General features: G+C 58.5%; 19 protein-coding genes. 16 read left to right on the top strand and 3 right to left on the bottom strand.

What is annotated here, in order from left to right:
- Positions 1–7: 7 nt before the first annotated feature.
- The 11 genes from QFX16_RS26450 (at position 8) to QFX16_RS26500 (ending at position 14,199) form a co-directional block, all read left to right on the top strand.
- Positions 8–2,809, top strand: a complete 2,802-nt coding sequence (locus QFX16_RS26450) for an LPS-assembly protein LptD (RefSeq protein WP_283181903.1) — start codon at positions 8–10, stop codon at positions 2,807–2,809.
- A complete protein-coding gene (surA, locus tag QFX16_RS26455; protein ID WP_283181904.1) occupies positions 2,790–4,106 on the top strand; it encodes a peptidylprolyl isomerase SurA in 1,317 nt (438 codons plus the stop codon). The genes QFX16_RS26450 and surA overlap by 20 nt, the downstream gene beginning before the upstream one ends.
- Positions 4,103–5,092, top strand: a complete 990-nt coding sequence (gene pdxA / locus QFX16_RS26460; RefSeq protein ID WP_149629967.1) for a 4-hydroxythreonine-4-phosphate dehydrogenase PdxA — start codon at positions 4,103–4,105, stop codon at positions 5,090–5,092. Before surA ends, pdxA begins: the two co-directional genes overlap by 4 nt.
- The gene (rsmA, locus tag QFX16_RS26465) at positions 5,089–5,907 is read left to right on the top strand and encodes a 16S rRNA (adenine(1518)-N(6)/adenine(1519)-N(6))-dimethyltransferase RsmA (protein WP_283181905.1); all 819 of its coding nucleotides are present in this window, start codon (positions 5,089–5,091) and stop codon (positions 5,905–5,907) included. Before pdxA ends, rsmA begins: the two co-directional genes overlap by 4 nt.
- 121 nt (positions 5,908–6,028) lie before the next feature.
- Complete coding sequence (gene apaG / locus QFX16_RS26470) at positions 6,029–6,409, top strand: Co2+/Mg2+ efflux facilitator ApaG/CorD (RefSeq protein WP_008147202.1); 381 nt, start codon at positions 6,029–6,031, stop codon at positions 6,407–6,409.
- Positions 6,409–7,290 carry a symmetrical bis(5'-nucleosyl)-tetraphosphatase gene (locus QFX16_RS26475; RefSeq protein WP_283181906.1) on the top strand — a complete coding sequence of 294 codons (882 nt, stop codon included), beginning with the start codon at positions 6,409–6,411 and terminating at the stop codon, positions 7,288–7,290. Before apaG ends, QFX16_RS26475 begins: the two co-directional genes overlap by 1 nt.
- Positions 7,291–7,323: 33 nt before the next feature.
- Complete coding sequence (gene glpE / locus QFX16_RS26480; RefSeq protein WP_046045372.1) at positions 7,324–7,653, top strand: thiosulfate sulfurtransferase GlpE; 330 nt, start codon at positions 7,324–7,326, stop codon at positions 7,651–7,653.
- A 296-nt stretch (positions 7,654–7,949) separates the two neighbouring features.
- A complete protein-coding gene (locus QFX16_RS26485) occupies positions 7,950–9,872 on the top strand; it encodes a PrkA family serine protein kinase (protein WP_033056218.1) in 1,923 nt (640 codons plus the stop codon).
- Between the two features lie 203 nt (positions 9,873–10,075).
- On the top strand, positions 10,076–11,347 hold the full coding sequence (locus tag QFX16_RS26490; RefSeq protein WP_283181907.1) for a YeaH/YhbH family protein: 1,272 nt from the start codon (positions 10,076–10,078) through the stop codon (positions 11,345–11,347).
- Entirely contained in the window at positions 11,344–12,906 is a 1,563-nt protein-coding gene (locus QFX16_RS26495; protein WP_283181908.1) for a SpoVR family protein, read from the top strand. The genes QFX16_RS26490 and QFX16_RS26495 overlap by 4 nt, the downstream gene beginning before the upstream one ends.
- A gap of 63 nt (positions 12,907–12,969) precedes the next feature.
- Complete coding sequence (locus tag QFX16_RS26500; RefSeq protein ID WP_283181909.1) at positions 12,970–14,199, top strand: multifunctional CCA addition/repair protein; 1,230 nt, start codon at positions 12,970–12,972, stop codon at positions 14,197–14,199.
- Positions 14,200–14,281: 82 nt separating this feature from the next.
- On the opposite strand, the gene folK is transcribed toward QFX16_RS26500, so the two are convergent.
- Complete coding sequence (folK, locus tag QFX16_RS26505; protein ID WP_283181910.1) at positions 14,282–14,800, bottom strand: 2-amino-4-hydroxy-6-hydroxymethyldihydropteridine diphosphokinase; 519 nt, start codon at positions 14,798–14,800, stop codon at positions 14,282–14,284.
- On the bottom strand, positions 14,791–15,147 hold the full coding sequence (gene folB / locus QFX16_RS26510; RefSeq protein WP_008008297.1) for a dihydroneopterin aldolase: 357 nt from the start codon (positions 15,145–15,147) through the stop codon (positions 14,791–14,793). Before folB ends, folK begins: the two co-directional genes overlap by 10 nt.
- A 74-nt stretch (positions 15,148–15,221) precedes the next feature.
- On the opposite strand from folB, the gene plsY reads away from it, so the two are divergent.
- Entirely contained in the window at positions 15,222–15,791 is a 570-nt protein-coding gene (plsY, locus tag QFX16_RS26515) for a glycerol-3-phosphate 1-O-acyltransferase PlsY (RefSeq protein ID WP_283181911.1), read from the top strand.
- Between the two features lie 35 nt (positions 15,792–15,826).
- Here plsY and tsaD read toward each other — a convergent pair whose 3' ends face one another.
- A complete protein-coding gene (tsaD, locus tag QFX16_RS26520; RefSeq protein ID WP_046045367.1) occupies positions 15,827–16,852 on the bottom strand; it encodes a tRNA (adenosine(37)-N6)-threonylcarbamoyltransferase complex transferase subunit TsaD in 1,026 nt (341 codons plus the stop codon).
- Between the two features lie 199 nt (positions 16,853–17,051).
- On the opposite strand from tsaD, the gene rpsU reads away from it, so the two are divergent.
- From rpsU to QFX16_RS26540, 4 genes are all read left to right on the top strand, one after another.
- Positions 17,052–17,267 (top strand): 30S ribosomal protein S21, encoded by a 216-nt coding sequence (gene rpsU / locus QFX16_RS26525; RefSeq protein WP_002551877.1) that lies wholly within the window; start codon positions 17,052–17,054, stop codon positions 17,265–17,267.
- Positions 17,268–17,749: 482 nt separating this feature from the next.
- Positions 17,750–19,717, top strand: a complete 1,968-nt coding sequence (gene dnaG / locus QFX16_RS26530; RefSeq protein ID WP_283181912.1) for a DNA primase — start codon at positions 17,750–17,752, stop codon at positions 19,715–19,717.
- 67 nt (positions 19,718–19,784) lie between these two features.
- A complete protein-coding gene (gene rpoD / locus QFX16_RS26535; RefSeq protein ID WP_283181913.1) occupies positions 19,785–21,635 on the top strand; it encodes an RNA polymerase sigma factor RpoD in 1,851 nt (616 codons plus the stop codon).
- Positions 21,636–21,757: 122 nt separating this feature from the next.
- On the top strand, positions 21,758–25,504 hold the full coding sequence (locus QFX16_RS26540) for a bifunctional diguanylate cyclase/phosphodiesterase (RefSeq protein WP_283181914.1): 3,747 nt from the start codon (positions 21,758–21,760) through the stop codon (positions 25,502–25,504).
- Positions 25,505–25,506 lie beyond the last annotated feature (2 nt).

Here is a 25,506-nt window from a genome sequence, read left to right on the forward strand (position 1 = left end):
TAATAAGATGGCATTGAAATCCCCCGCGTTTCGTAAAAAATTTCCGTTGTTGGTTACCGGCAGTCTGCTGGCCCTGCAACCTCTAGCCACTTCGTTCGTGGTCGCCGCGGAACAGTATGACTGCTCAGTCTCTGCTTCGGGTGCCTGGAACTGTGCGCCAAAATCTCCAGCAGCTGCGCTGCCACCTCGCCCCGTCCATGACGGCAGTGCGGCGGTAAGCACGAGCGGCGAGACTCCGGCTGACAGCGGGTTTAGTCAAGACACCGGCGCCAAGCCTGTGCTGGTGACCGAATCCAAGGGCCGCGGCCTGAAGTCGCGTAGCGAAGACTACAGTCACCTCGACTGGGTTCCGCGCGAGAAGCTCACTGCAGCGCAATTGGCCGAAACCGGTCCTTACTGCGCTGGTTCCTATATCGAACCGATTCGTCCTGGCATGAATGACAAGACGAGTAAAAGTGACGCTCCGACCTTCCTCGGCGCCAAAGCCTCTCGCTATAAGCAGGATGAGCAAGTCGCGACCCTGGCGGGTGACGTGGTCATGCGTCAGGGCAGCATGCAGGTCGAAGCCGACGAAGCGAACCTCTACCAGGCCGAGAGCCGTGGTGAACTGAGCGGCAACGTCCGTGTTCGCGACAACGGCGCACTGATCGTTGGCGACCACGCCGACGTGCAGCTCGACACTGGTGAAGCCAAGGTCGACAACGCCGAATACGTGATGCACAAATCCCGTATCCGCGGTAATGCGCTGTACGCCAAACGTGCCGAGAACGCGATCATCCGCCTCAAGGATGGTACGTACACCACGTGCGAACCGGACAGCAACGCCTGGCAGCTCAAGGGCAACAACATCACCTTGAACCCGGCCACCGGTTTCGGTACCGCGACCAACGTGACGCTGCGGGTCAAAGACATTCCGGTTCTGTACACGCCGTACATCTATTTCCCGATCGACGACCGTCGCCAGTCCGGTTTCCTGCCGCCGACCATCGGCACCGGCACCGATACCGGCTTCATGCTGGTCACTCCGTATTACTTCAACCTGGCACCGAACTACGATGCCACGTTGTACCCGCGCTACATGAGCAAGCACGGGCTGTTGATGGAAGGCGAATTCCGTTATCTGACCCCGTCCAGCGAAGGTCAGTTCGGCGCCGCGTACCTCAACGACGAAGACACCGATCGCAGCAAGCAGACCGACTACCAGAAAAACCGCTACATGTATAACTGGCAGCACAAGGGCGGTCTCGACTCGCGCGTTCTGACACAAGTCGATTACACCAAGATCAGCGATCCGTATTACTTCCAGGATCTGCAAACCGATCAGATCGGCGTTAAAAGCTCTGATTTCGTGAACCAGCAGGGCTCTGTCACCTATCGTGGCGACAGCTACACCGCTCGCTTGAATGCACAGGCTTATCAGCTCGCGACCGTTTCGGACATTACGCCGTACGACCGCTTGCCGCAGATCACTTTCAATGGTCAGCTGCCGACTCACCCTGGTGGCCTGAATTTCGACTACGAGACAGAAGTCGTACGGTTTGACCGTGATTTGAAGGACGGTAACTTCGTAAACGAAGATGGCACCGTCGAACCGCGTCTTGATAACAACGTGACGGGACTGGCACGTGCCAACGGCGACCGCTTGAATCTCAAACCGGGTGTCAGCCTGCCGCTGGACTGGACTTATGGCTTCGTGAAGCCATCGCTCAAGTACCAGTACACCCAGTACCAACTGGATCTGGACGGTACCGGCAAAAGCCAGATTGACGCGCAAACCGCGGAGCAGCAAAAGCTCAACGGTACTTTCAGCAGCAGCCAGAACCGTGGCGTGCCGATTGCAAGCATCGACAGCGGCCTGTACTTCGATCGCAACACCCAATGGTTCGGCAAGAATTATCGCCAGACCCTCGAACCGCGCCTGTTCTACCTGTACGTCCCTGAAACGGATCAGGAAGACATTCCGGTATTCGACACCAGCGAATACACCTTCAACTACGCGTCGCTGTTCCGTGACAACCGCTTCTCCGGCGCCGACCGTGTCGGCGACGAGAACAAACTGTCTCTGGGCGTAACCAACCGCTGGATCGAAGACAATGGCTTCGAACGTCAACGCATCAGCGTTGGCCAGGCCGTGTACTTCAAGGATCGTGAAGTTCAGTTGCCAGGCATCGATGCAAAAACCCGCGACGATGCGCAGGCTAATGTCTCGCCTTATGCGCTGGAATACGAATATCGCTGGAACCGTGATTGGCGCACCACGGCCGATTACAACTGGGACCCGGACAGCCGCAGCCCTCGCTCGGGCAGCGCGATGTTCCACTACCAGCCTGAAGACAACCCGAACAAGGTCATCAACGCCGGTTATCGCTATCGCAATGACCAGGTCCGTTACGACCAGAACACCGGTAAGTGGCAAGTGGGCGGTGGTGACTACGGCACCCCGGGCCAACCTGGCTACGTGAAGGACTACTACAAGATTCAGCAGCACGATTTCTCGGTGATCTGGCCGATCGTGCCGCAATGGAACGCCATCAGCCGCTGGCAGTATGACTACAACCGTAACCGTACCCTGGAAGCTTTCGGTGGCTTCGAGTACGACAACTGCTGCTGGAAACTGCGCCTGATCAACCGTTACTGGGTTTCGTATGACGAGTTCAGTCAGAACGCCCCGGAAAACGAAAAAGGCGACCACGGCATCTTCCTACAAATTGTTCTGAAGGGACTCGGCGGCCTCACCGGCTCCAAAGTAGAGAGCTTCCTCGACAAAGGCATCCAAGGTTATCGTGAACGTGAAGACCAAGCTTTCTGATTGTCTGCGCCCGCTGATGCTGGGCGCGCTGTTCCTGGGTACCGCGGCGAACGCCGCGGTGCAGTCCATCGATAAAGTGGTGGCCATTGTCGACAACGACGTGGTCATGCAGAGCCAACTGGACCAACGCGTTCATGAAGTTCAGCAAACCATCGCCAAGCGCGGTTCTGCTGTACCGCCGGCCAACGTGCTGGATCAGCAGGTACTTGAACGTCTGATCGTCGAAAACCTGCAACTGCAGATCGGCGAACGTTCCGGTATCCGCATTACCGATGAAGAACTGAACCAGGCTGTCGGCACCATTGCCCAGCGCAACAACATGTCGATTGAGCAATTTCGCGCCGCTCTGACTCGCGACGGCCTGTCTTATGAAGACGCCCGCGACCAGATTCGCCGCGAAATGGTCATCAGCCGTGTGCGTCAGCGTCGTGTGGCCGAGCGTATCCAGGTGTCCGAACAGGAAGTGAAGAACTTCCTCGCTTCCGACCTCGGCAAAATGCAGCTGTCCGAAGAATTCCGTCTGGCCAACATCCTGATTCCTACGCCGGAAAGCGCCAACTCCGACGCTATTCAGAATGCAGCCAAACAGGCAGACGCGGTTTACCAGCAGCTCAAGCAAGGCGCTGACTTCGGTCAGTTGGCAATCGCCAAATCCGCGAGCGAAACCGCACTGGAAGGTGGCGATATGGGCTGGCGTAAAGCCGGTCAACTGCCACCTCCGTTCGATCGCATGCTGAGCACCATGGCTGTCGGCGACATTACCCAGCCAATGCGCACACCGGGCGGCTTCATCATCCTGAAAATCCTCGACAAGCGTGGCGGTGAGACCCAGGTACGTGATGAAGTGCACGTACGTCACATCCTGGTCAAACCTAGCCCGATCCGCGACGAAGCAAAAACCAAGGCGCTGGCTGAGTCGCTCTACACCCGCATCGAAGCGGGAGAAGATTTCGGCGAACTGGCGAAAAGCTTCTCGGAAGATCCGGGTTCCGCCCTCAACGGCGGCGACCTGAACTGGATCGACCCAAATGCTCTGGTTCCCGAGTTCCGCGAAGTGATGGCCAAGACCCCACAAGGTCAGCTGTCCAGGCCGTTCCAGACCCAATATGGCTGGCACGTTCTGGAAGTCCTTGGTCGTCGTGCCACTGACAGCACCACCCAGGCCCGCGAGCAGCAAGCAATGACCGTATTGCGTAACCGCAAATATGACGAAGAGCTGCAAACCTGGCTGCGTCAGATCCGTGACGAAGCGTACGTAGAGATCAAACTCCCTGGTGCAGACCAGGCAGCGCAGTGAAACCCAAACGTTTCGCGCTGACACCCGGCGAACCGGCCGGCATAGGTCCTGACCTGTGCCTGCTGCTCGCCTCGCAAGCCCAGCCACACCCCCTGATTGCCATTACCAGCCGCGACCTGCTCCTTGAACGGGCCGTGCAGCTGGGTGTGGTTGTCGATTTGCTGCCGGTCACCCCGGACAACTGGCCGGATGTGCCCGCGCCAGCCAACAGCCTGTATGTCTGGGATACACCGCTCAACGCCAAGGTCACCGCCGGGCAACTGGACAAGGCCAACGCGGCTTTCGTTCTGGAAACCCTGACTCGAGCTGGCCAAGGCTGCCTGGACGGGCATTTTGCCGGCATGATCACGGCCCCTGTGCACAAGGGCGTGATCAATGAATCCGGGATCGCCTTTTCCGGGCACACAGAATTTCTCGCCGACCTGACCCATACCGCACAAGTGGTGATGATGCTCGCCACTCGCGGATTGCGCGTGGCGCTGGTCACCACTCACCTGCCTCTTCGCGAGATTGCCGATGCGATCACGCCGGAGCGTCTGGAGCGAGTCACGCGAATTCTGCACGCCGATCTACAAGAAAAATTCGGCATTGCCCGGCCACGCATCCTCGTGTGTGGGCTCAACCCCCATGCCGGCGAAGGCGGACACCTGGGCCATGAAGAAATCGACATTATCGAACCTACATTAGAGCGCCTGCGTGGCGAAGGAATGGACCTTCGCGGCCCCCTGCCCGCCGACACTCTGTTTACCCCCAAATATCTGGAGCACTGCGATGCGGTGCTGGCGATGTACCACGACCAGGGCCTGCCTGTGCTGAAGTACAAAGGCTTCGGCGCGGCAGTCAACGTGACCCTCGGCTTGCCGATCATCCGTACATCGGTCGACCACGGCACTGCCCTGGACCTGGCCGGCAGCGGCAAAATCGATACCGGCAGCCTGCAAGTCGCCCTGGAAACCGCCTACCAGATGGCCGAGACCCGTTTATGACCGAGCATTACCAACACAAGGCGCGCAAACGCTTTGGCCAGAACTTTCTGCACGATGCCGGCGTTATCGACCGCATCCTGCGCGCCATCCGCGCCAAGCCCGAAGACCGACTGCTGGAAATCGGCCCTGGCCAGGGAGCGCTGACTGAGGGCCTGCTTAACAGCGGTGCCCAGCTGGACGTGGTGGAACTGGACAAGGATCTGATCCCGATCCTTAACCAGCAGTTCGCCGGCAAGAGCAATTTCAATCTGCATCAGGGCGACGCGCTGAAGTTCGACTTCACCAGCCTGAACGCCGCGCCGAACAGCCTGCGGGTGGTCGGCAACCTGCCGTACAACATCTCTACGCCGCTGATTTTTCACCTGTTGCATAACGCCAGCCTGATTCGCGACATGCACTTCATGCTGCAAAAAGAAGTGGTCGAGCGCCTGGCAGCAGGCCCCGGTGGTGGTGACTGGGGTCGCTTGTCGATCATGGTTCAGTATCACTGCCGGGTTGAGCATCTGTTCAACGTTGGCCCCGGCGCGTTCAATCCGCCGCCCAAAGTCGATTCGGCTATCGTGCGCCTGGTACCCCACGCAGTGCTGCCGCACCCGGCCAAGGATCACAAGTTGCTGGAGCGTGTCGTGCGCGAAGCCTTTAACCAGCGCCGCAAGACCCTGCGCAACACCCTCAAGCTGCTGCTGAGCAATGCTGAAATCGAAGCCGCTGGCGTTGATGGCAGCCTGCGTCCCGAACAACTCGATCTGGCCGCCTTCGTGCGCCTGGCCGACAAGCTCAGCGAACAAGTCCTACAGACGCCCGCCGCCGACTGACAGGCTATGAGCGTTATCGGGTAGGACACCAGCCTTCATGTCTGGTTTACTACCCGATACTTGGCCTAGACTGATCTCCATCAGCTACGCCCCGCGTTCCGCTTCGTTTAAGGCCTCTTGCATGTCCGATCCTCGTTACCAGGTCGACGTCAGCGTCGTCACCCGCTATCTGGCAGAACAATCGCAACCCGAGCAAAACCGCTTTGCCTTCGCCTATACCATCACCGTGCACAACAATGGCGAGCTACCGGCCAAACTGTTGTCGCGGCACTGGGTGATCACCGACGGTGACGGGCATGTCGAAGAGGTTCGCGGTGCGGGCGTTGTTGGCCAGCAACCGTTGATCGAGGTGGGCGAGAGTCACACCTACAGCAGCGGCACCGTCATGACCTCCAAGGTCGGCACGATGCAGGGCACTTATGAAATGGTTGCTGACGATGGCAAACACTTCGACGCCATCATCGCCCCATTCCGTCTGGCGGTGCCCGGAGCCCTGCACTGATGGCAACGTACGCCGTCGGCGATCTGCAAGGCTGCCTTCAAGCATTGCAATGTCTGCTCAAGCAAGTCGCCTTCGACCCGACACGGGATCGTCTGTGGCTGGTCGGCGATCTGGTCAACCGTGGCCCGCACTCCCTGGACACCTTGCGCTTCCTCTATAGCATCCGCGAATCTTTGGTGTGCGTGCTCGGCAACCATGACCTGCACTTACTGGCGGCCGGGAAAAACATCGAACGCTTGAAGAAGTCCGACACCCTGCTCGAGATTCTCGCAGCGCCCGATTGCGCGGAACTGCTGGAGTGGCTGCGGCAGCAAAAGCTCATGCATTACGACGAACAACGCGATGTCGCCCTGGTACATGCTGGCATTCCGCCCCAGTGGTCACTGCGCAAGGCCTTGAAGTATGCCGCCGAAGTCGAGATGGCATTGCGCGATGACAACCTGTTGCCGCCCTACCTCGATGGCATGTACGGCAACGATCCGGCGAAATGGGACAACGACCTCAAAGGCGTGACACGCCTGCGGGTGATCACCAACTATTTCACCCGAATGCGGTTCTGCACCGCCGAGGGCAAGCTTGACCTCAAAAGCAAGGAAGGCCTCGACAATGCGCCACCCGGCTACAAACCCTGGTTTCAGCACAAAGAGCGCAAGACCAAGGGCCTGAAGATCATCTTCGGCCACTGGGCCGCTCTGGAAGGCCGATGCAATGAGCCGGGCATCTCGGCCCTCGACACCGGTTGTGTCTGGGGCGGCGCCCTGACCCTCATGAATGTCGACAGCGGTGAACGCCTGTCTTGCAAATGCGACGAGCATGGCCTTGCCCTGCCGCCAGGCGCCGCACTTATCTCCGAACCATCGTCAGCCAGCGCCCCGCGCTAGACTGCGCTTTCAGCCGAGCCACAGGAGCCCGCCATGAGCGAATTCAAACGTATCCCCCCGGAACAGGCCCAGGCCCTGCGCGAACAAGGCGCAGTGGTGGTCGATGTTCGCGACCCAGCGACCTTTGCCGCACTGCACATTGCCGGATCCAAGCATCTGGACAACGTTTCCATCTCGGACTTCATCCGTGCCGCCGACCTTGATGCACCGACGGTAGTGGTCTGCTATCACGGCAATTCCAGCCAGAGCGCTGCGGCGTACTTGATCAGCCAGGGCTTCTCCGACGTCTACAGCATGGATGGCGGTTTTGAGCTGTGGCGTACGACTTACCCTTCGGAAACGGCGCAAGGCACTTCCGAATAATTTTTTTGTAACGCGCAAGCCCCGGTCCCCGCGGGCTCGCGCGGTGGCAGACGAACGGTCTGCCACAACTAATTACGTATCTCGCCTTTACCTCCCGAATTCCCAACTATCCTTAAGCGCAGGCCATCCAAAACAGGGGAGAGCCGGTACACCGGCGCGCGGGTCATCGGGAGTAGCTTTCGGGGTAGTCAGCTTCGAAAGAGTTCTGGGGGGTAAACAGCGACTGCATATTCGGTCGCTGCCAGCATCGACTGAATGATCCGGCGTCGGCTCCACGTATCGAGCGAGGTGACGTCATGAGTATCTTTAGCCACTTCCAACAACGCTTCGAGTCCACACGCCAGGAAGAACTCTCGCTGCAAGAGTATCTTGAGCTGTGCAAAAGCGACCGCAGCGCCTACGCCTCCGCCGCCGAGCGTCTGTTACTGGCCATCGGTGAACCGGAGCTCCTCGACACCTCGGCCAACTCGAGGCTGTCGCGAATCTTTTCCAACAAGGTAATCCGCCGCTATCCGGCCTTTGAAGACTTCCACGGGATGGAAGAATGCATTGACCAGATCGTGTCGTATTTCCGCCATGCCGCTCAGGGCCTGGAAGAGAAGAAACAGATTCTCTATTTGCTCGGCCCTGTGGGTGGCGGTAAATCGTCCCTGGCCGAGAAGCTGAAACAACTGATCGAAAAAGTGCCCTTCTACGCGATCAAGGGCTCGCCGGTATTCGAATCACCTCTGGGTCTGTTCAACGCCACTGAAGATGGCGCGATCCTCGAGGAAGACTTCGGCATTCCACGGCGCTACCTCAACACCATCATGTCGCCATGGGCTACCAAACGCCTGGCCGAATTCGGCGGCGACATCAGCCAGTTCCGCGTGGTGAAGCTCTATCCGTCGATCCTCAACCAGATCGCAGTGGCCAAAACCGAGCCGGGAGATGAAAACAACCAGGACATCTCGGCGCTGGTGGGCAAGGTCGATATCCGCAAACTCGAAGAATTCCCGCAGAACGACGCCGACGCCTACAGCTACTCGGGGGCACTGTGCCGGGCCAACCAGGGCCTGATGGAATTCGTCGAAATGTTCAAGGCACCGATCAAGGTGCTGCACCCACTGCTGACCGCCACCCAGGAAGGCAACTACAACAGTACCGAAGGTCTGGGGGCAATTCCGTTTACCGGGATCCTGCTGGCCCACTCCAACGAATCGGAATGGCACACCTTCCGCAACAACAAAAACAACGAAGCCTTCATCGACCGGATCTACATCGTCAAAGTGCCGTACTGCCTGCGGGTCAGCGATGAAGTGAAGATCTACGACAAGCTCTTGTTCAACAGCTCCCTGGCCAAGGCTCACTGCGCGCCTGACACCCTGAAGATGCTTGCCCAGTTCACCGTACTCTCGCGACTGAAAGAGCCGGAAAACTCCAACATCTACTCCAAAATGCGCGTGTATGACGGCGAAAACCTCAAGGATACCGATCCGAAGGCCAAGTCGATCCAGGAATACCGCGACAACGCGGGTGTCGACGAAGGCATGAACGGCCTGTCGACCCGCTTCGCGTTCAAGATCCTGTCGAAAGTGTTCAACTTCGATCCGCACGAAATCGCTGCCAACCCGGTGCACTTGCTTTACGTGCTGGAACAACAGATCGAACAGGAACAATTCCAGGCCGAAACCCGCGAACGCTATCTGCGCTTCCTCAAGGAGTACCTGGCACCGCGTTATATCGAGTTCATCGGCAAGGAAATCCAGACCGCCTACCTCGAGTCTTACAGCGAGTATGGCCAGAACATCTTCGATCGCTATGTGCTGTACGCCGACTTCTGGATCCAGGACCAGGAATACCGCGACCCGGAAACCGGCGAGATCCTCAACCGCGTAGCGCTGAACGAAGAACTGGAGAAAATCGAAAAACCGGCCGGCATCAGCAATCCGAAGGATTTTCGCAATGAAATTGTCAACTTCGTACTGCGCGCCCGGGCCAATAACAACGGCAAGAACCCGACCTGGCTCAGCTACGAAAAACTGCGGGTGGTTATCGAGAAAAAAATGTTCTCCAACACCGAGGACCTCCTGCCAGTCATCAGCTTCAACGCCAAGGCCAGCAAAGAGGACCAGCAGAAGCACAACGACTTCGTCACACGGATGGTCGAGCGGGGCTACACCGACAAACAGGTTCGACTGCTGTCCGAGTGGTACCTGCGGGTCAGAAAATCACAATAACCCGCTGCCGGTCAGACCGGTTGTCGTCAGCCAGAGGCCTGTGTACGCATTTTCTGTTACACAGACCTCTGGAAGGTGTTCGAAAGTCGGTAGCGAGGTTCAGGCAGCGTCCAAAAGCGCTTGGGGGAGCGTGAACATCCCTTGGCACCGTCGGATGCTGCATAACCGCTCGCCCCTTTCAGGACAGCTTCTAAGGAGCAGTCATGAGCTATGTGATCGACCGACGTCTCAATGGCAAGAACAAGAGCACGGTGAACCGTCAGCGGTTTCTGCGGCGTTACCGTGATCACATCAAAAAGGCTGTCGAAGAGGCGGTCAGCCGGCGCTCCATTACCGATATGGAACACGGCGAACAGATCAGCATTCCCGGCCGCGACATTGACGAGCCGGTGCTTCACCACGGTCGCGGCGGCAAACAGACCGTCGTGCACCCGGGCAACAAGGAGTTCACCAGCGGCGAGCACATTGCCCGCCCGCCCGGAGGTGGCGGTGGCAGAGGCCCCGGCAAGGCCGGCAACTCGGGCGAAGGGATGGACGAATTCGTCTTCCAGATCACCCAGGAGGAATTCCTCGAATTCATGTTCGAGGACCTTGAACTGCCGAACCTGGTCAAGCGCAACCTGACCGGCACCGACACCTTCAAGACCGTTCGTGCCGGGATCAGTAACGAGGGCAATCCGTCGCGGATCAACATCATCCGCACCTTGCGCTCGGCCCATGCACGGCGAATCGCCCTGTCTGGCAGCAGCCGGGCAAAATTACGCGAAGCCAAAGAAGAACTGCTGCGACTCAAGCGTGATGAGCCAGACAACTTCGGTGATATTCAGGAAGTCGAAGCAGAAATCGAAAAACTCAGTGCGCGCATTCATCGCGTACCGTTCCTCGATACCTTCGACCTCAAGTACAACCTGCTCATCAAGCAACCCAACCCCAGTTCCAAAGCGGTGATGTTCTGCTTGATGGACGTGTCCGGCTCCATGACCCAAGCGACCAAGGACATCGCCAAGCGTTTCTTTATCCTGCTGTACCTGTTTCTCAAGCGTAACTACGACAAGATCGACGTCGTGTTCATCCGCCACCACACCAGTGCCAGGGAAGTGGACGAAGAGGAGTTTTTCTATTCTCGCGAAACCGGCGGCACCATCGTTTCGAGCGCCTTGAAACTGATGCAGGAGATCATGGTCGAGCGCTATCCGAGCAATGAGTGGAACATCTATGCCGCCCAGGCCTCCGACGGCGATAACTGGAACGACGACTCGCCAATCTGCCGCGACATTCTGATCAACCAGATCATGCCGTTCGTGCAGTACTACACTTACGTTGAGATCACCCCGCGCGAACATCAGGCCTTGTGGTTCGAGTACGAACGCATCGCCGAAGCCTTCTCTGACACTTTTGCCCAGCAACAACTGGTCTCGGCCGGGGATATCTATCCGGTCTTCCGTGAACTCTTCCAGCGCAGGTTAGTGACATGACCGCCAAAGAGCAGAAGCGCCAACCCATTTCCACCGGCTCCGAATGGACGTTCGAGCTGATTCAGGCCTACGACAAAGAAATCAGTCGTCTGGCGGCTCGCTACGCGCTCGATACTTACCCTAACCAGATCGAAGTGATCACCGCCGAGCAGATGATGGACGCCTACGCCTCCGTCGGCATGCCGCTGGGTTATCACCATTGGTCCTACGGCAAACATTTCCTCAGCACCGAGAAATCCTACACTCGCGGCCAGATGGGGCTAGCGTACGAAATCGTGATCAACTCGGACCCGTGCATCGCCTATTTGATGGAAGAAAACACCATCTGCATGCAGGCTTTAGTCGTCGCCCATGCCTGCTACGGGCATAACAGCTTTTTCAAAGGCAACTACCTGTTCCGCACCTGGACTGACGCCAGTTCGATCATCGATTACCTGGTCTTCGCCAAGCAATACATCATGCAGTGCGAAGAGCGCCACGGTATCGACGCGGTCGAGGACCTGCTGGATTCCTGCCACGCCCTGATGAACTATGGGGTCGATCGCTACAAACGCCCATATCCGATTTCCGCCGAAGAAGAACGTCGCCGGCAAAAGGATCGGGAAGAGCATTTGCAGAAACAAATCAACGATCTGTGGCGGACCATTCCAAAAGGTGCGGACAAGTACAGCGACAAGGACAACGCGCGCTTCCCCGCAGAACCTCAGGAAAATATCCTCTACTTCATCGAAAAACACGCACCACTGCTGGAGCCATGGCAGCGGGAAATCGTGCGGATCGTGCGCAAGATCGCTCAGTATTTCTACCCGCAACGTCAGACTCAGGTGATGAACGAGGGGTGGGCCACGTTCTGGCATTACACCCTGATGAACGACCTGTATGACGAAGGCCTGGTGACCGACGGCTTCATGATGGAGTTTTTGACGTCCCACACCAGCGTGGTCTATCAACCCGGCTTCGACAGCCCCTACTACAACGGCATCAACCCCTACACCCTGGGTTTTGCCATGTACCGGGACATTCGCCGCATGTGTGAACACCCGACCGAAGAGGACTACCGCTGGTTCCCTGAGATTGCCGGCACCGACTGGCTGTCGAGCATCAAGTTCGCCATGAGCAGCTTCAAGGATGAAAGTTTCATCCTGCAGTACCTGTCACCCCAGGTGATCCGTGACCTGAAGTTGTTCAGCATTCTTGATGACGACCAGAAGGACGATCTGCTGGTCCCGGCCATTCATGACGAAGGTGGCTACCGCATCATCCGTGAAACCCTGGCGGCGCAGTACAACCTCGGCAATCGTGAACCCAACGTGCAGATCTACAGCATCGACCGGCGTGGTGACCGCTCGCTGACCTTGCGTCACCAGCAACACGACCGCAAACCGCTGGGCGAGTCCACCGAGGAAGTGCTCAAACACCTGCACCGCCTCTGGGGCTTCGACATTCACCTGGAAACCCTGCAAGGGGACCAAGTGATGAAAGTCCATCACGTTCCACCCAGAAGTGAACACGCCGAGGGGGATTACGGCCGGTTGGACCTGGCTGTCATCCATCTTTGATCCTGTTTCTGCCTCCGGAGGTTCGACGCAAAGGTTATTCTGTCGAGCTAACGGAGGTTTTTTATGCAGATTTATAAAGTCGGCGGTGCGGTACGCGATCGCCTGCTGGGCAAGCCTGTCACCGACATCGACTGGGTTGTGGTTGGCGCCACCAGTGAAGAAATGCTCGCCAAGGGCTTTCGCCCGGTGGGTGCGGATTTCCCGGTTTTTCTTCACCCCAAAAACGGTGAGGAATACGCCCTCGCCCGGACCGAGCGCAAAAGCGGACGCGGTTACGGCGGCTTTACCTTTCACGCCAGCCCCGAAGTCACCCTCGAAGAAGACCTGATCCGTCGTGACCTGACCATCAATGCCATGGCTGAAGACGATCAACAGAACCTGACCGATCCTTACCACGGCCAGCGCGATCTCGAGGCGCGCTTGCTTCGTCACGTCTCCCCCGCGTTCGCCGAAGATCCGCTCCGGGTTCTGCGCGTTGCCCGCTTCGCAGCTCGTTATGCGGGGCTCGGTTTCACCGTGGCGCCGGAGACACTGGAACTGATGCGCCAACTCAGTGAATCAGGTGAACTGGAAGCTTTGACCGCCGAACGCAGCTGGAAGGAAATTTCCCGCGCCCTGATGGAAGATCAGCCACAGGTGTTCATCGAAGTGCTGCGCGAGTGTGGCGCTCTCAAGGTATTGATGCCGGAAGTCGATGCCCTGTTCGGCATACCGCAACCGGAAGCCCACCACCCGGAAATCGACACAGGCGTGCACACTTTGAGCGTGCTGGAGCAAGCGGCGCGGCACAAACAACTACTCACCGTGCGCTGGGCCTGCCTGCTGCACGACCTCGGCAAGGGACTGACGCCCGAGGAGGAGTGGCCGCGACACATTGCTCATGAGCACAAGGGCTTGAAGCTGATTAAAGCGGTCAACGAACGCTTCAAGGCGCCGAAGGACTGTCAGGAGCTGGCACTACTGGTGGGCAAATATCACACCCACGGCCATCGCGCCCTGGAGCTGAAGCCGTCGACTTTGCTGGAGTTGCTGCAAAGTTTTGACGTTTACCGTCGGCCGCAGCGGTTCGAGGAATTTATCGCGGCGTGCGAGATGGACGCGCGTGGACGTAAAGGGCTGGAGCAGCGAAGTTACCCACAGGCTGATTATTTGCGGGGGGCGGCGAATGCTGCTCGGACCGTAGCGGTTCAGCCGTTGCTGGAAAAAGGATTCAAAGGGCCGGAGTTGGGTGAGGCGATCAAGCGAGAGCGGCTCAAGGCGCTGAAGGCCTACAAAGAGGCGGCGTCTGCCTGAAAAGCTTCGCGGGCAAGCTTTGCTCCTACAGGTAAAATGGCCCATGTAGGAGCGAGGCTTGCCCGCGAAGGCGTCATCCGCCTCACAACAAATTCGATGGGGTCAACTGCTCACCGCGCCACTCAAACGCCACCGGCGCCAACACCTGATCAATCTGTGCCTCGTCCCACAACGTCGCAAAGCTCTTGCCTACACCCGGATGCACGCGATCCGGCGCAATCAGCGACAACGGCCACAGCACGAAGGCATTTTTCAGAATTTCTGCCCGCGGCAGGATCAAGCCATCGAAGTTGCCCACCAGATCGCCGAACAGCAGCACGTCGATATCCAGCGGCAAACCCTTGCGGTCCGGCGCATAACGGCCATTGTCCGCCTCGATGAATTTCAGCCGGCGATCCAGCTCCATCAGCGGCAAATCGGTAAAAGCCGACACCACAAAATTGAAGAACGGCCCGCTCTTGATTCCCACCGACTGGCTTTCGAACACCGCCGAGCAGCGTACATCCACCAGGAAACCTGCCAGGGCTTCAAGGCCAGCCTGCAAATGGGATTCGCGCTCGATATTGCTACCAAGCCCGAGATACACCTGAGTCAGCGACATCCGCGCTCGATCTCCACGCCCACACCACCCGTGGCAGCCGGGATGGCGCCTGGCTTGGTCAGCTTGAGGCGCATCCAGGTGATGTTGAATTCGCTCATCAGCACTTCAGCCAGACGCTCGGCGAAGGTCTCGACCAGCTGGAACTGCGCCTGCTCGGCAAAAGCCTGGATGCGCGACGACACACTGGCGTAATCGAGCGCCAGCGTCAGGTCGTCACCGGCGGCGGCCGGGCGATTATCCCAGGCGAAACTCAGATCAAGACGCAAGCACTGTCGGATGCCTCGCTCCCAGTCGTAGGCACCAATCACGGTGTCGACTTCCAGGCCCTCGATAAACACTCTGTCCAAGCACTTTTCTCCGCTGCACGACAAGGGCGCAATGCGCCGTTAGAATCAGGGCGTCCTCGCCCGGAATAGTTAGCATGTTTTGGTTACTGGCGACCCTCGCCTACCTGCTCGGCTCTCTGTCCTTCGCCATTTTGCTCAGCCGCCTGACCGGTAACCCCGATCCGCGAATGAGTGGCTCGGGCAATGCCGGTGCCACCAACATGTTGCGCCTGGCCGGCAAAAAACTCGCCGTCCTGACCTTGATCGGGGACCTCTTCAAAGGTCTGCTACCCGTACTGATCGCCGGCATTGCGGGCCTTTCGCTTCAAGAACAGGCCTGGATCGGCGTCTGTGCCGTCATCGGTCACCTGTTCCCGTTGTACTTTCGCTTTCGCGGTGGCAAGGGTGTCGCCACCTCTGCCGGCATGCTGTTGGGGCTTTACCCGCCCGCCGCACTGCTGGCGGTCTGCGCCTGGCTGCTGACGTTCTACCTGACTCGCACCAGCTCACTGGCAGCCTTGATCGCCACACCGCTGACCCTGCCGCTGCTGGCCTGGCAAGAACCGGCGGCACTGCTGCCCATGAGCGCACTCACGGGACTGATTGTCTGGCGTCATCGGGGCAATCTACGCGACCTGTTTGCCGGGCGCGAACGGCATTTTTAATTACCGGGCAAGAGCGCGACTCATCCCGCACATCATCACAGCGCCGACAATTGCTCCATCGGCCAACGCGCCTGCACGCTGATCGCCAGGCTTTCATGCTGACCGGCCTGCAAACGCTGGCAGCCGGCAAAGGCAATCATCGCGCCGTTGTCGGTGCAGAACTCCGGACGGGCATAAAAAACATCGCCCTTCATGTCGCCGAGCATCTTCTCCAGTGAAGTACGCAGTGCCTTGTTGGCGCTGACGCCGCCAGCGATCACCAGACGCTTCATACCGGCCTGTTTCAGGGCACGCTTGCACTTGATGGTCAAAGTCTCCACCACGGCCTGTTGGAACGCCAGCGAGATGTCGCAACGGGCTTGCTCGCTGTCGTCCCCGGCGCTGACGCTCTGCTGCCAGGTGTTCAGGGCGAAGGTTTTCAAGCCACTGAAACTGAAAGCCAGGCCCGGACGGTCGCACATCGGACGCGGGAAAGTGAAACGTCCTGCAACCCCTTGCTCCGCCAGCCGAGCGATTTCCGGACCACCCGGATAATTGAGGCCCATCATCTTCGCGGTCTTGTCAAAAGCCTCACCGGCGGCATCGTCGAGGGTCTCGCCCAAGAGCGTGTATTGACCGATCCCGTCGACCTGAACCAGCTGCGTATGACCGCCAGACACCAACAAAGCGACGAACGGGAATTCCGGTGGTTGCGACTCCAGCATCGGCGCCAGCAGGTGACCTTCCATGTGGTGCACACCCAGCGCCGGAATACCCCAGGCGAAGGCCAGCGCCTGAGCGCAAGAAGCGCCCACCAGCAAGGCACCGACCAGGCCAGGACCCGCGGTATAAGCGATGGCATCGATCTCAGTCGGCACACAGTCAGCTTCAGCCAACACCTGACGAATCAAGGGCAGCATGCGTTTGACGTGGTCACGCGAGGCCAGCTCCGGCACGACCCCGCCATAGGCGCGGTGCAGGTCGATCTGGCTGAACAGCGCGTCGGCCAGCAGGCCGCGTTCACTGTCATATAATGCGACACCAGTTTCGTCGCAGGAGGTTTCTAATCCCAGTACTAGCATGGGTTTGCGCCTTGTTTAGGCTGAATTCGAAGGCGCGCATAATAGTCGCCATGGGATGCCCCGACTAGCGGTTTTCGATCAGAGGCTTTGCATTCCGAGCGATGAGGGGTTAACATCCGCAACCCTTAAAAACCGACGTCTTCAAGTGCTCTTTTGCCACGAGGATGTTGACCCCGGTAATGAATGAAGGTAGCTCTGGATGCCAGCCGTCAAAGTAAAAGAGAACGAACCCTTCGACGTAGCTCTGCGTCGTTTCAAGCGCTCCTGCGAAAAAGCCGGTGTACTGGCTGAAGTTCGTAGCCGCGAATTCTACGAGAAGCCTACTTCTGAGCGTAAGCGTAAAGCAGCAGCCGCTGTTAAGCGTCACGCCAAGAAAGTACAGCGCGAACAGCGCCGCGCCGTTCGTCTGTACTAATACACAGACGTTCGTAGCAAGCTTCTGCCAAGCCCGGCCCTCAGCCGGGCTAATGGCATTTGCGGACAACGCTTGATGCTTCACCGTCAAAGCCGCACACGCGACCGAGACAAATCTGCTTCACAGCGTCAGACCTGGCTCTTTTGCCAGCGGTGCACGTCTTTTCTGACGAGCCTTCCAAGGCTACTGACGAGCACACCCACTGATTCCTCTCACGACGATCAGCCCAAGGCACCTTCTTGCGTGCCAGCTTATGAGCTATCCGAGGCCATCGACAGGCCGCAGCGGATTTCAGCGCAACACTTTCAAATAGTCGAATACTGATTGGTACTAACGTCAGTGGATTTTCGGCAGATACACTTCCCGACAGCGATTACGCAGACGACACTGGTCGAGCCGCACATTTTGCGCGCCTCAAACAACGACCCGCGCTCAGCCGCTCTTCGTTTCGGATCCATTGCAGCGCAGATGACGAGAACGCCATGGCCGGGCTAATTCCCCAGAGCTTCATTGACGACCTTCTGAACCGCACCGACATCGTCGATGTGGTCAGCTCGCGCCTGCAAATGAAAAAGGCTGGCAAGAATTACACCGCCTGCTGCCCGTTTCACAAAGAGAAAACCCCCTCCTTCAGCGTCAGCCCCGACAAGCAGTTCTATTATTGCTTTGGCTGCGGCGCTGGCGGCAACGCCCTCGGCTTCATGATGGACCACGACAATCTGGATTTCGTCCAGGCTGTCGAAGAACTGGCCAAAGCCGCCGGCATGGAAATCCCCCGCGAAGAAAGCGGACGGCCGCACAAACCGCGGCAGCCGACCGATTCGCCGCTCTACCCGCTACTCACCGCCGCCGCCGACTTTTACCGCCAGGCACTGAAAAGCCATCCATCGCGAAAAGCAGCCGTGGATTACTTGAAAGGTCGCGGACTGACCGGCGAAATCGCCCGAGACTTCGGCCTCGGCTTTGCCCCGCCTGGCTGGGACAATCTGTTCAAGCACTTGAGCAGCGACACCCTGCAACAGAAAGCCATGATCGATGCCGGCCTGCTGATCGAGAACGCCGAAACCGGCAAACGCTATGACCGCTTTCGCGATCGCGTGATGTTCCCGATCCGCGACAGCCGCGGGCGAATCATCGCCTTCGGCGGCCGGGTATTGGGCGACGACAAGCCGAAATACCTGAACTCACCGGAAACCCCGGTATTCCATAAGGGCCAGGAACTCTACGGCCTTTATGAAGCACGCAAGAACAACCGCAACCTCGACGAAATCATCGTCGTCGAAGGCTACATGGATGTTATCGCCCTCGCCCAACAAGGCCTGCGCAATGCTGTCGCGACTCTGGGCACCGCCACCAGCGAAGAGCACTTGAAGCGCCTGTTTCGCGTCGTGCCCAACGTGCTGTTCTGTTTCGACGGAGATCAGGCAGGTCGAAATGCCGCCTGGCGGGCATTGGAGGCAGCGCTGCCGAGTCTGCAGGACGGGCGGCGCGCACGCTTTCTGTTCCTCCCCGAAGGCGAAGACCCGGACACGCTGGTCCGCTCCGAAGGCACCGACGCCTTCCGCGCACGGATCAACCAGCACGCCCAACCATTAGCGGATTATTTTTTTCAACAGCTGACCGAGGAATCGGACCCACGCTCGCTCGAAGGCAAGGCCCACATGGCCACCCTCGCCGCGCCACTGATCGACAAAGTCCCGGGTGCAAACCTGCGCATCCTGATGCGTCAGCGCCTGACCGAAATTACCGGGCTTAGCGGTGAAGCCGTGAGCCAACTGGTACAAAGTGCACCTCAGGAAGCACCGCCGGCGTACGACCCGGGCATCGATTACGACGCCATGCCCGATTACAGCGACTACCATCAGCCGCAGGCACAAGAGATGTATGTGCCGCAACAGGATTGGACGCCGAAGAAACCCGGCGCCGGCGGCAAAAAATGGGACAAAAAACCGTGGGACAAAAACGGCAAACGCGGTGGTGATCACGATCAACCCCGCGCGCCACGGGTGCCGGCCGCTGTAGAACCGCCGACCCTGGCCGCCTTGCGCACGCTGTTGCATCACCCGCAATTGGCCGAGAAAGTCGAGGATGCCGGGCACTTTGCTGCAGAGGATCACACCAACACGCAATTACTGGTGGCCCTTCTCGAAGCCGTCCAGAAGAATCCCAAGCTAAACTCATTTCAGTTGATTGCACGCTGGCACGGTACGGAGCAAGGACGTTTGCTCAAGGCGCTGGCGGAAAAGGAATGGCTGATTGACGGAGATAACCTTGAACAACAGTTTTTCGACACCATTACTAGCTTGTCAGCCCGCCAACGCGAGCGAAACCTGGAACAACTTCTCAGGAAAGCACGTCAAAGTGAACTGAGTACCGAAGAGAAAAATCAACTGCGCGACCTATTAAGTCGCAATGTTTCCGCAACAAGCCCGACCTCAACTGGCGCGTGAGGTCATAGCTCAGGTATAATCCTCGGCTTGTTTTTTGCCCGCCAAGACCTTCAGTGGATAGGGTGTTATGTCCGGAAAAGCGCAACAGCAGTCTCGTATCAAAGAGTTGATCACACTTGGTCGTGAGCAGGGTTACCTGACTTACGCGGAGGTCAACGACCACCTGCCGGAGGATATTTCAGATCCGGAACAGGTGGAAGACATCATCCGCATGATCAATGACATGGGGATCAACGTATTCGAGGTTGCGCCAGATAAGGATTCCCTTATGCTGGCCGACGCCGATACCGACGAAGCCGCGGCCGAAGAGGCAGCAGCAGCGTTGGCAGCGGTCGAGACCGACATTGGTCGCACTACCGACCCAGTGCGCATGTACATGCGTGAAATGGGTACGGTAGAGCTCCTCACACGTGAAGGCGAAATCGAAATCGCCAAACGTATTGAAGAGGGCATCCGTGAAGTGATGGGCGCAATTGCGCACTTCCCTGGCACGGTTGACCATATTCTCTCCGAGTACACTCGCGTCACCACCGAAGGTGGCCGCCTGTCCGACGTCCTGAGCGGTTATATCGACCCGGACGACGGCATTGCGCCGCCTGCTGCAGAAGTGCCGCCGCCTGTCGACCCGAAAGCCGTGAAAGCGGACGACGACACCGACGACGACGACGCTGAAGCCAGCACTGATGACGAAGAAGAAGCCGAAAGCGGTCCGGACCCGGTCATCGCTGCACAGCGCTTTGGTGCTGTCTCCGATCAGATGGAAGTCACCCGCAAGGCGCTGAAAAAGCACGGTCGTGGCAACAAGCTGGCAATTGCCGAGTTGGTGCTTCTGGCTGAGCTGTTCATGCCGATCAAACTGGTTCCGAAGCAATTCGAAGGCCTGGTCGAGCGTGTTCGCAGTGCCCTGGATCGTCTGCGTCAGCAAGAGCGCGCGATCATGCAACTGTGCGTTCGTGATGCCCGCATGCCGCGTGCCGACTTCCTGCGCCAGTTCCCGGGCAACGAAGTCGACGAAAGCTGGACCGACGCACTGGCCAAAGGCAAAAGCAAATACGCTGAAGCCATTGGTCGCCTGCAACCGGACATCATTCGTTGCCAGCAGAAGCTGACCGCGCTGCAAACCGAAACCGGTTTGACGATCGCCGAGATCAAGGACATCAACCGTCGCATGTCGATCGGTGAGGCCAAGGCCCGCCGCGCGAAGAAAGAGATGGTAGAAGCGAACTTGCGTCTGGTGATCTCCATCGCCAAGAAGTACACCAACCGTGGTCTGCAATTCCTCGATCTGATCCAGGAAGGCAACATCGGTTTGATGAAAGCGGTAGACAAGTTCGAATACCGTCGCGGCTACAAATTCTCGACTTATGCCACCTGGTGGATCCGTCAGGCGATCACTCGCTCGATCGCCGACCAGGCCCGCACCATCCGTATTCCGGTGCACATGATCGAGACGATCAACAAGCTCAACCGCATTTCCCGCCAGATGTTGCAGGAAATGGGTCGCGAACCGACCCCGGAAGAGCTGGGCGAACGCATGGAAATGCCTGAGGACAAGATCCGCAAGGTATTGAAGATCGCTAAAGAGCCGATCTCCATGGAAACCCCGATCGGTGATGACGAAGACTCCCATTTGGGTGACTTCATCGAAGACTCGACCATGCAGTCGCCGATCGATGTCGCCACTGTTGAGAGCCTTAAAGAAGCGACTCGCGAAGTTCTGTCCGGCCTCACTGCCCGTGAAGCCAAGGTTCTGCGCATGCGCTTCGGTATCGACATGAATACCGACCACACCCTCGAGGAGGTTGGTAAGCAGTTCGACGTGACCCGTGAACGGATTCGTCAGATCGAAGCCAAGGCGCTGCGCAAGCTGCGCCACCCGACGAGAAGCGAGCATTTGCGCTCCTTCCTCGACGAGTAACAACTAAACCCCCGGCCCAGGCCGGGGGTTTTGCTTTTATACAGATTAAATCCCCCGCACCTCCCTCCCTCCGAATTGCCCGTCTACACTCGAAACATTCCCCGAGCCATAACGAGACCGTTATGCCCAGACTGCCGACCGTGCTTTTTTTGCTGTCGCTATTGACCTGGACCGCAACGGCTGGCGCGCTGACTCTGACCGACGAAGAACGTAGCTGGCTGGCGGCTCACCCGGACTTGCGCCTGGGTGTCGATGCGTCATGGCCACCCTTCGAGTTTCGCGACGATCAGGGCCGTTATCAGGGCCTTGCGGCGGACTATATCGACCGGATCCGTCAACGCCTGGCCATCAAGCTCACGCCCATCGAGCCCGTCAGCTGGACCGTCGTCCTGGAGCAGGCAAAACAAGCCAAGCTGGACCTGTTGCCCGGCATCATGTCGACCCCGGAGCGCCAGACTTACCTGTCATTCACCCGGCCCTACCTGGACTTTCCGATTGTCATCCTTGCCCATGTCGGAGGCGCCCAGCCACGCAAACTCGAAGACCTGTACGGGCTGAAAGTCGCCGTGGTGGAAAACTACGCACCCCACGAGCTGTTACGCACCCACAATCCCGACCTCAACCTGGTGGCGATGCCTAACGTCAGCTCAGCGCTGCAGGCGCTGGCTACCGATGAAGTGGATGCGGTGGTCGGCGATCTCGCCTCCAGCGTCTGGAGCCTGCGTCAGCTCAAGCTCGACGGGCTCTACGTCAGCGGCGAAACCCCCTATCGCTATCAATTGGCGATGGGCGTGCCCCGGGACAACAAGATACTGGTCGGCATTCTGGATAAAGTCCTGGCGGACATGACCACGGACGAAATCAATGAGATTCAGGAGCACTGGGTCGGCAACGTCCTCGATCATCGAACATTCTGGAACGATCTGCTTGTTTACGGTCTGCCGGGATTGCTGCTGCTGATCATCGTGCTGGCGATGGTTATCCGTATCAACCGCCGGCTGAGTTCAGAAATTGCCCGCCGGGTCGACCTAGAGCAAGAACTGCGCAGCAGCGAATACCATTACCGCGGGCTGGTGGAGAGCCTTTCGGCCATCGCCTGGGAAGCGCGGATCAGCGATTTCACCTACAGCTATGTGTCCCCCCATGCCGAGGATCTGCTCGGTTACCCCTTGTCTCATTGGCTGATTCCGGGCTTCTGGCGCAACATTATCCACCCGGCCGACCTGACCCGCGCCCAGACCTTCTGCGATCACGAAGTACTGGCCGGACGCGATCACAGCCTCGATTACCGGGTCATAACCGCCGATGGCCGCTGCATTTGGGTGCGCGATATCGTCAGCCTGATCGAGCACGGCCATGAACCGGTGATGCGCGGGCTGATGATCGACATCAGCGAAGCCAAGCGCACTGAAGAGGCGTTGCGCCTGTCGGAACAGAAGTTCGCCTCGGTGTTCCAGCAATGCCCGGACATTCTAGTCATCGCGCGACTCTCCGACGGCTGCCTGCTGGAGGTCAACGAAGCGTTCGAAGAACAGATCGGTCTCAAGGCCGAAGACGTCATCGGCCAGACGGCCACCGACCTGAACATCTGGGGCATACCCGCCGTCGGGCCTGGCTTGTTGCAACGGTTGCAGGCCGGCAGCATCCGTAACCTGGAGATGCCCTTTCGCCGCAACAATGGCCAAGTGTTTACCGGCCTGATCTCCGCTGAACCGTTCGACCTCGATACAACCCCTGCGCTGGTCGTGGTCGTGCGGGACATCAGCCAGCTCAAGGAAACCCAGAAACAGCTGCAAACCTCCGAAGAGAAATTCGCCAAGGCCTTCCATGCCTCACCCGACGGCTTGCTATTGTCCCGGCAGAGCGACGGCTTACTGCTAGAGGTCAACGAGGGTTTCAGTCGCATTACCGGTTTCAACAGCGCGATGTCCGTGGATCGCTCCGTCCTCGATCTGGGGATCTGGGTCAATCTCAACGAACGCAAACAGATGCTCGATTTGCTGCACCGAGACGGTTTCGTCCGCGACTTCAGTTGCCATATACGCCGCAGCGACGGGCAGATCCGCCTCTGCGAGGTGTCCAGCCGTCCGCTGCCGATCGGCGATGAAGACTGCATGTTGACCATCGCCCGGGACATCACCGAGCGACACCTGATGCAGGAGAAGCTGCAGCAGGCCGCCACGGTATTCGAGAGCACCGCCGAAGGTGTATTGATCACCGACACTCAACAGCACATCAGCGCGGTCAACCGTGCGTTTACCGAAATCACCGGCTACAGCGAGAGCGAAGCATTGGGCCACACCCCTCGCCTACTCGCCTCGGGCCTGCACGACAGCGCGTTTTATGCCGCCATGTGGCATCAACTGACCGCCGAAGGTCATTGGCAGGGCGAAATTTCCAACCGGCGCAAGAATGGCGAGCTCTATCCGAGCTGGCTGACCATCAGTGCGGTGCGCAACCGGGACAGATTCGTCACCCACTTTGTCGCGGTGTTCGCAGACATTTCCAGCCTCAAACACGCCCAGGCCAAGCTCGATTACCAGGCACATCACGACCCGCTGACCGGTCTGCCGAATCGCACGCTGTTCGAGAGCCGATTGCTGACCGCGCTCAACAACCAACAGGAAAACGGCGGCCAGGGCGCGGTGTTGTTCCTGGACCTGGACCGTTTCAAACACATCAACGACAGCCTGGGTCACCCGGTCGGTGACCTCCTGCTCAAGGGCATTGCCGTGCGCCTCAAGGAGCAGTTGCGCGACATCGACACCGTGGCGCGCCTGGGCGGCGACGAATTCATCATCTTGTTGCCCGGGCTTCAGCAATCCAGTGACGCCGACAACATTGCGACCAAATTGCTCAATTGCTTCGGCGCACCGTTCCAGGCTGGCGAACATGAGTTTTTTATCAGCGCCAGTATCGGCACCAGCCTATATCCCAAGGATGGCTGCGACGTCGCCACGCTGGTCAAGAACGCCGACGCGGCGATGTACCGCTCAAAAGCCAAGGGTCGCAACCGGGTTGAAAGCTACACCCGCGATCTCACCGCTCAAGCCAGCGAGCGAGTGGCACTGGAGCATGAACTACGACGCGCTATCGAGCGCAACGAACTGCACCTCCATTATCAACCGAAGATCAGCCTGGTCGACCATCGCCTGGTCGGAGCAGAAGCGCTCATTCGCTGGCGCCACCCGACCTTCGGCGATGTGCCACCGGAGCACTTCATTCCGCTGGCCGAAGAAAACGGCATGATCCTGCAAATCGGCGATTGGGTTCTCGAAACCGCCTGCCGGCAGATGTTTGAGTGGAATCAGGTTTACGAGCCCGTCGGCCCGCTGTCGGTCAACCTCGCGGGCGCTCAGTTGCGCCAGCCGAACCTGCTCGGCCGGATCGAACAATTGCTCAAGGACAACCGCCTCAAACCCGGTTTCCTGCAACTGGAAATTACTGAAAACTTCATCATGAGCCAGGCTGAAGAGGCGCTGGCAGTGCTGCATCAACTCAAACACCTGGGTGTGCAACTGGCGATCGACGACTTCGGCACCGGTTACTCGTCCCTGAGTTACCTCAAACGTCTGCCACTGGACATTCTCAAGATCGACCAGTCTTTCGTCCGCGGCCTGCCGGATGATCCCCACGACGCAGCCATCGTTCGCGCCATCATCGCCCTGGGCCGCAGCATGCAATTCACCATCATTGCCGAGGGCGTGGAAACCCTCGCACAGCAGCAATTCCTCGCTGCCGAAGGCTGTGAACAGATCCAGGGCTATATCGTCAGCCTGCCCTTGCCACCAGAAGAATTTGCCGCGACGTTTCTTCGTATAGCCATTTCAGACTTTTCGGATAGCACAGCCGAGAAACCGTCGCTATAATC

The organism is Pseudomonas svalbardensis, assembly GCF_030053115.1.
Taxonomy (GTDB): Bacteria; Pseudomonadota; Gammaproteobacteria; order Pseudomonadales; family Pseudomonadaceae; genus Aquipseudomonas; species Aquipseudomonas svalbardensis.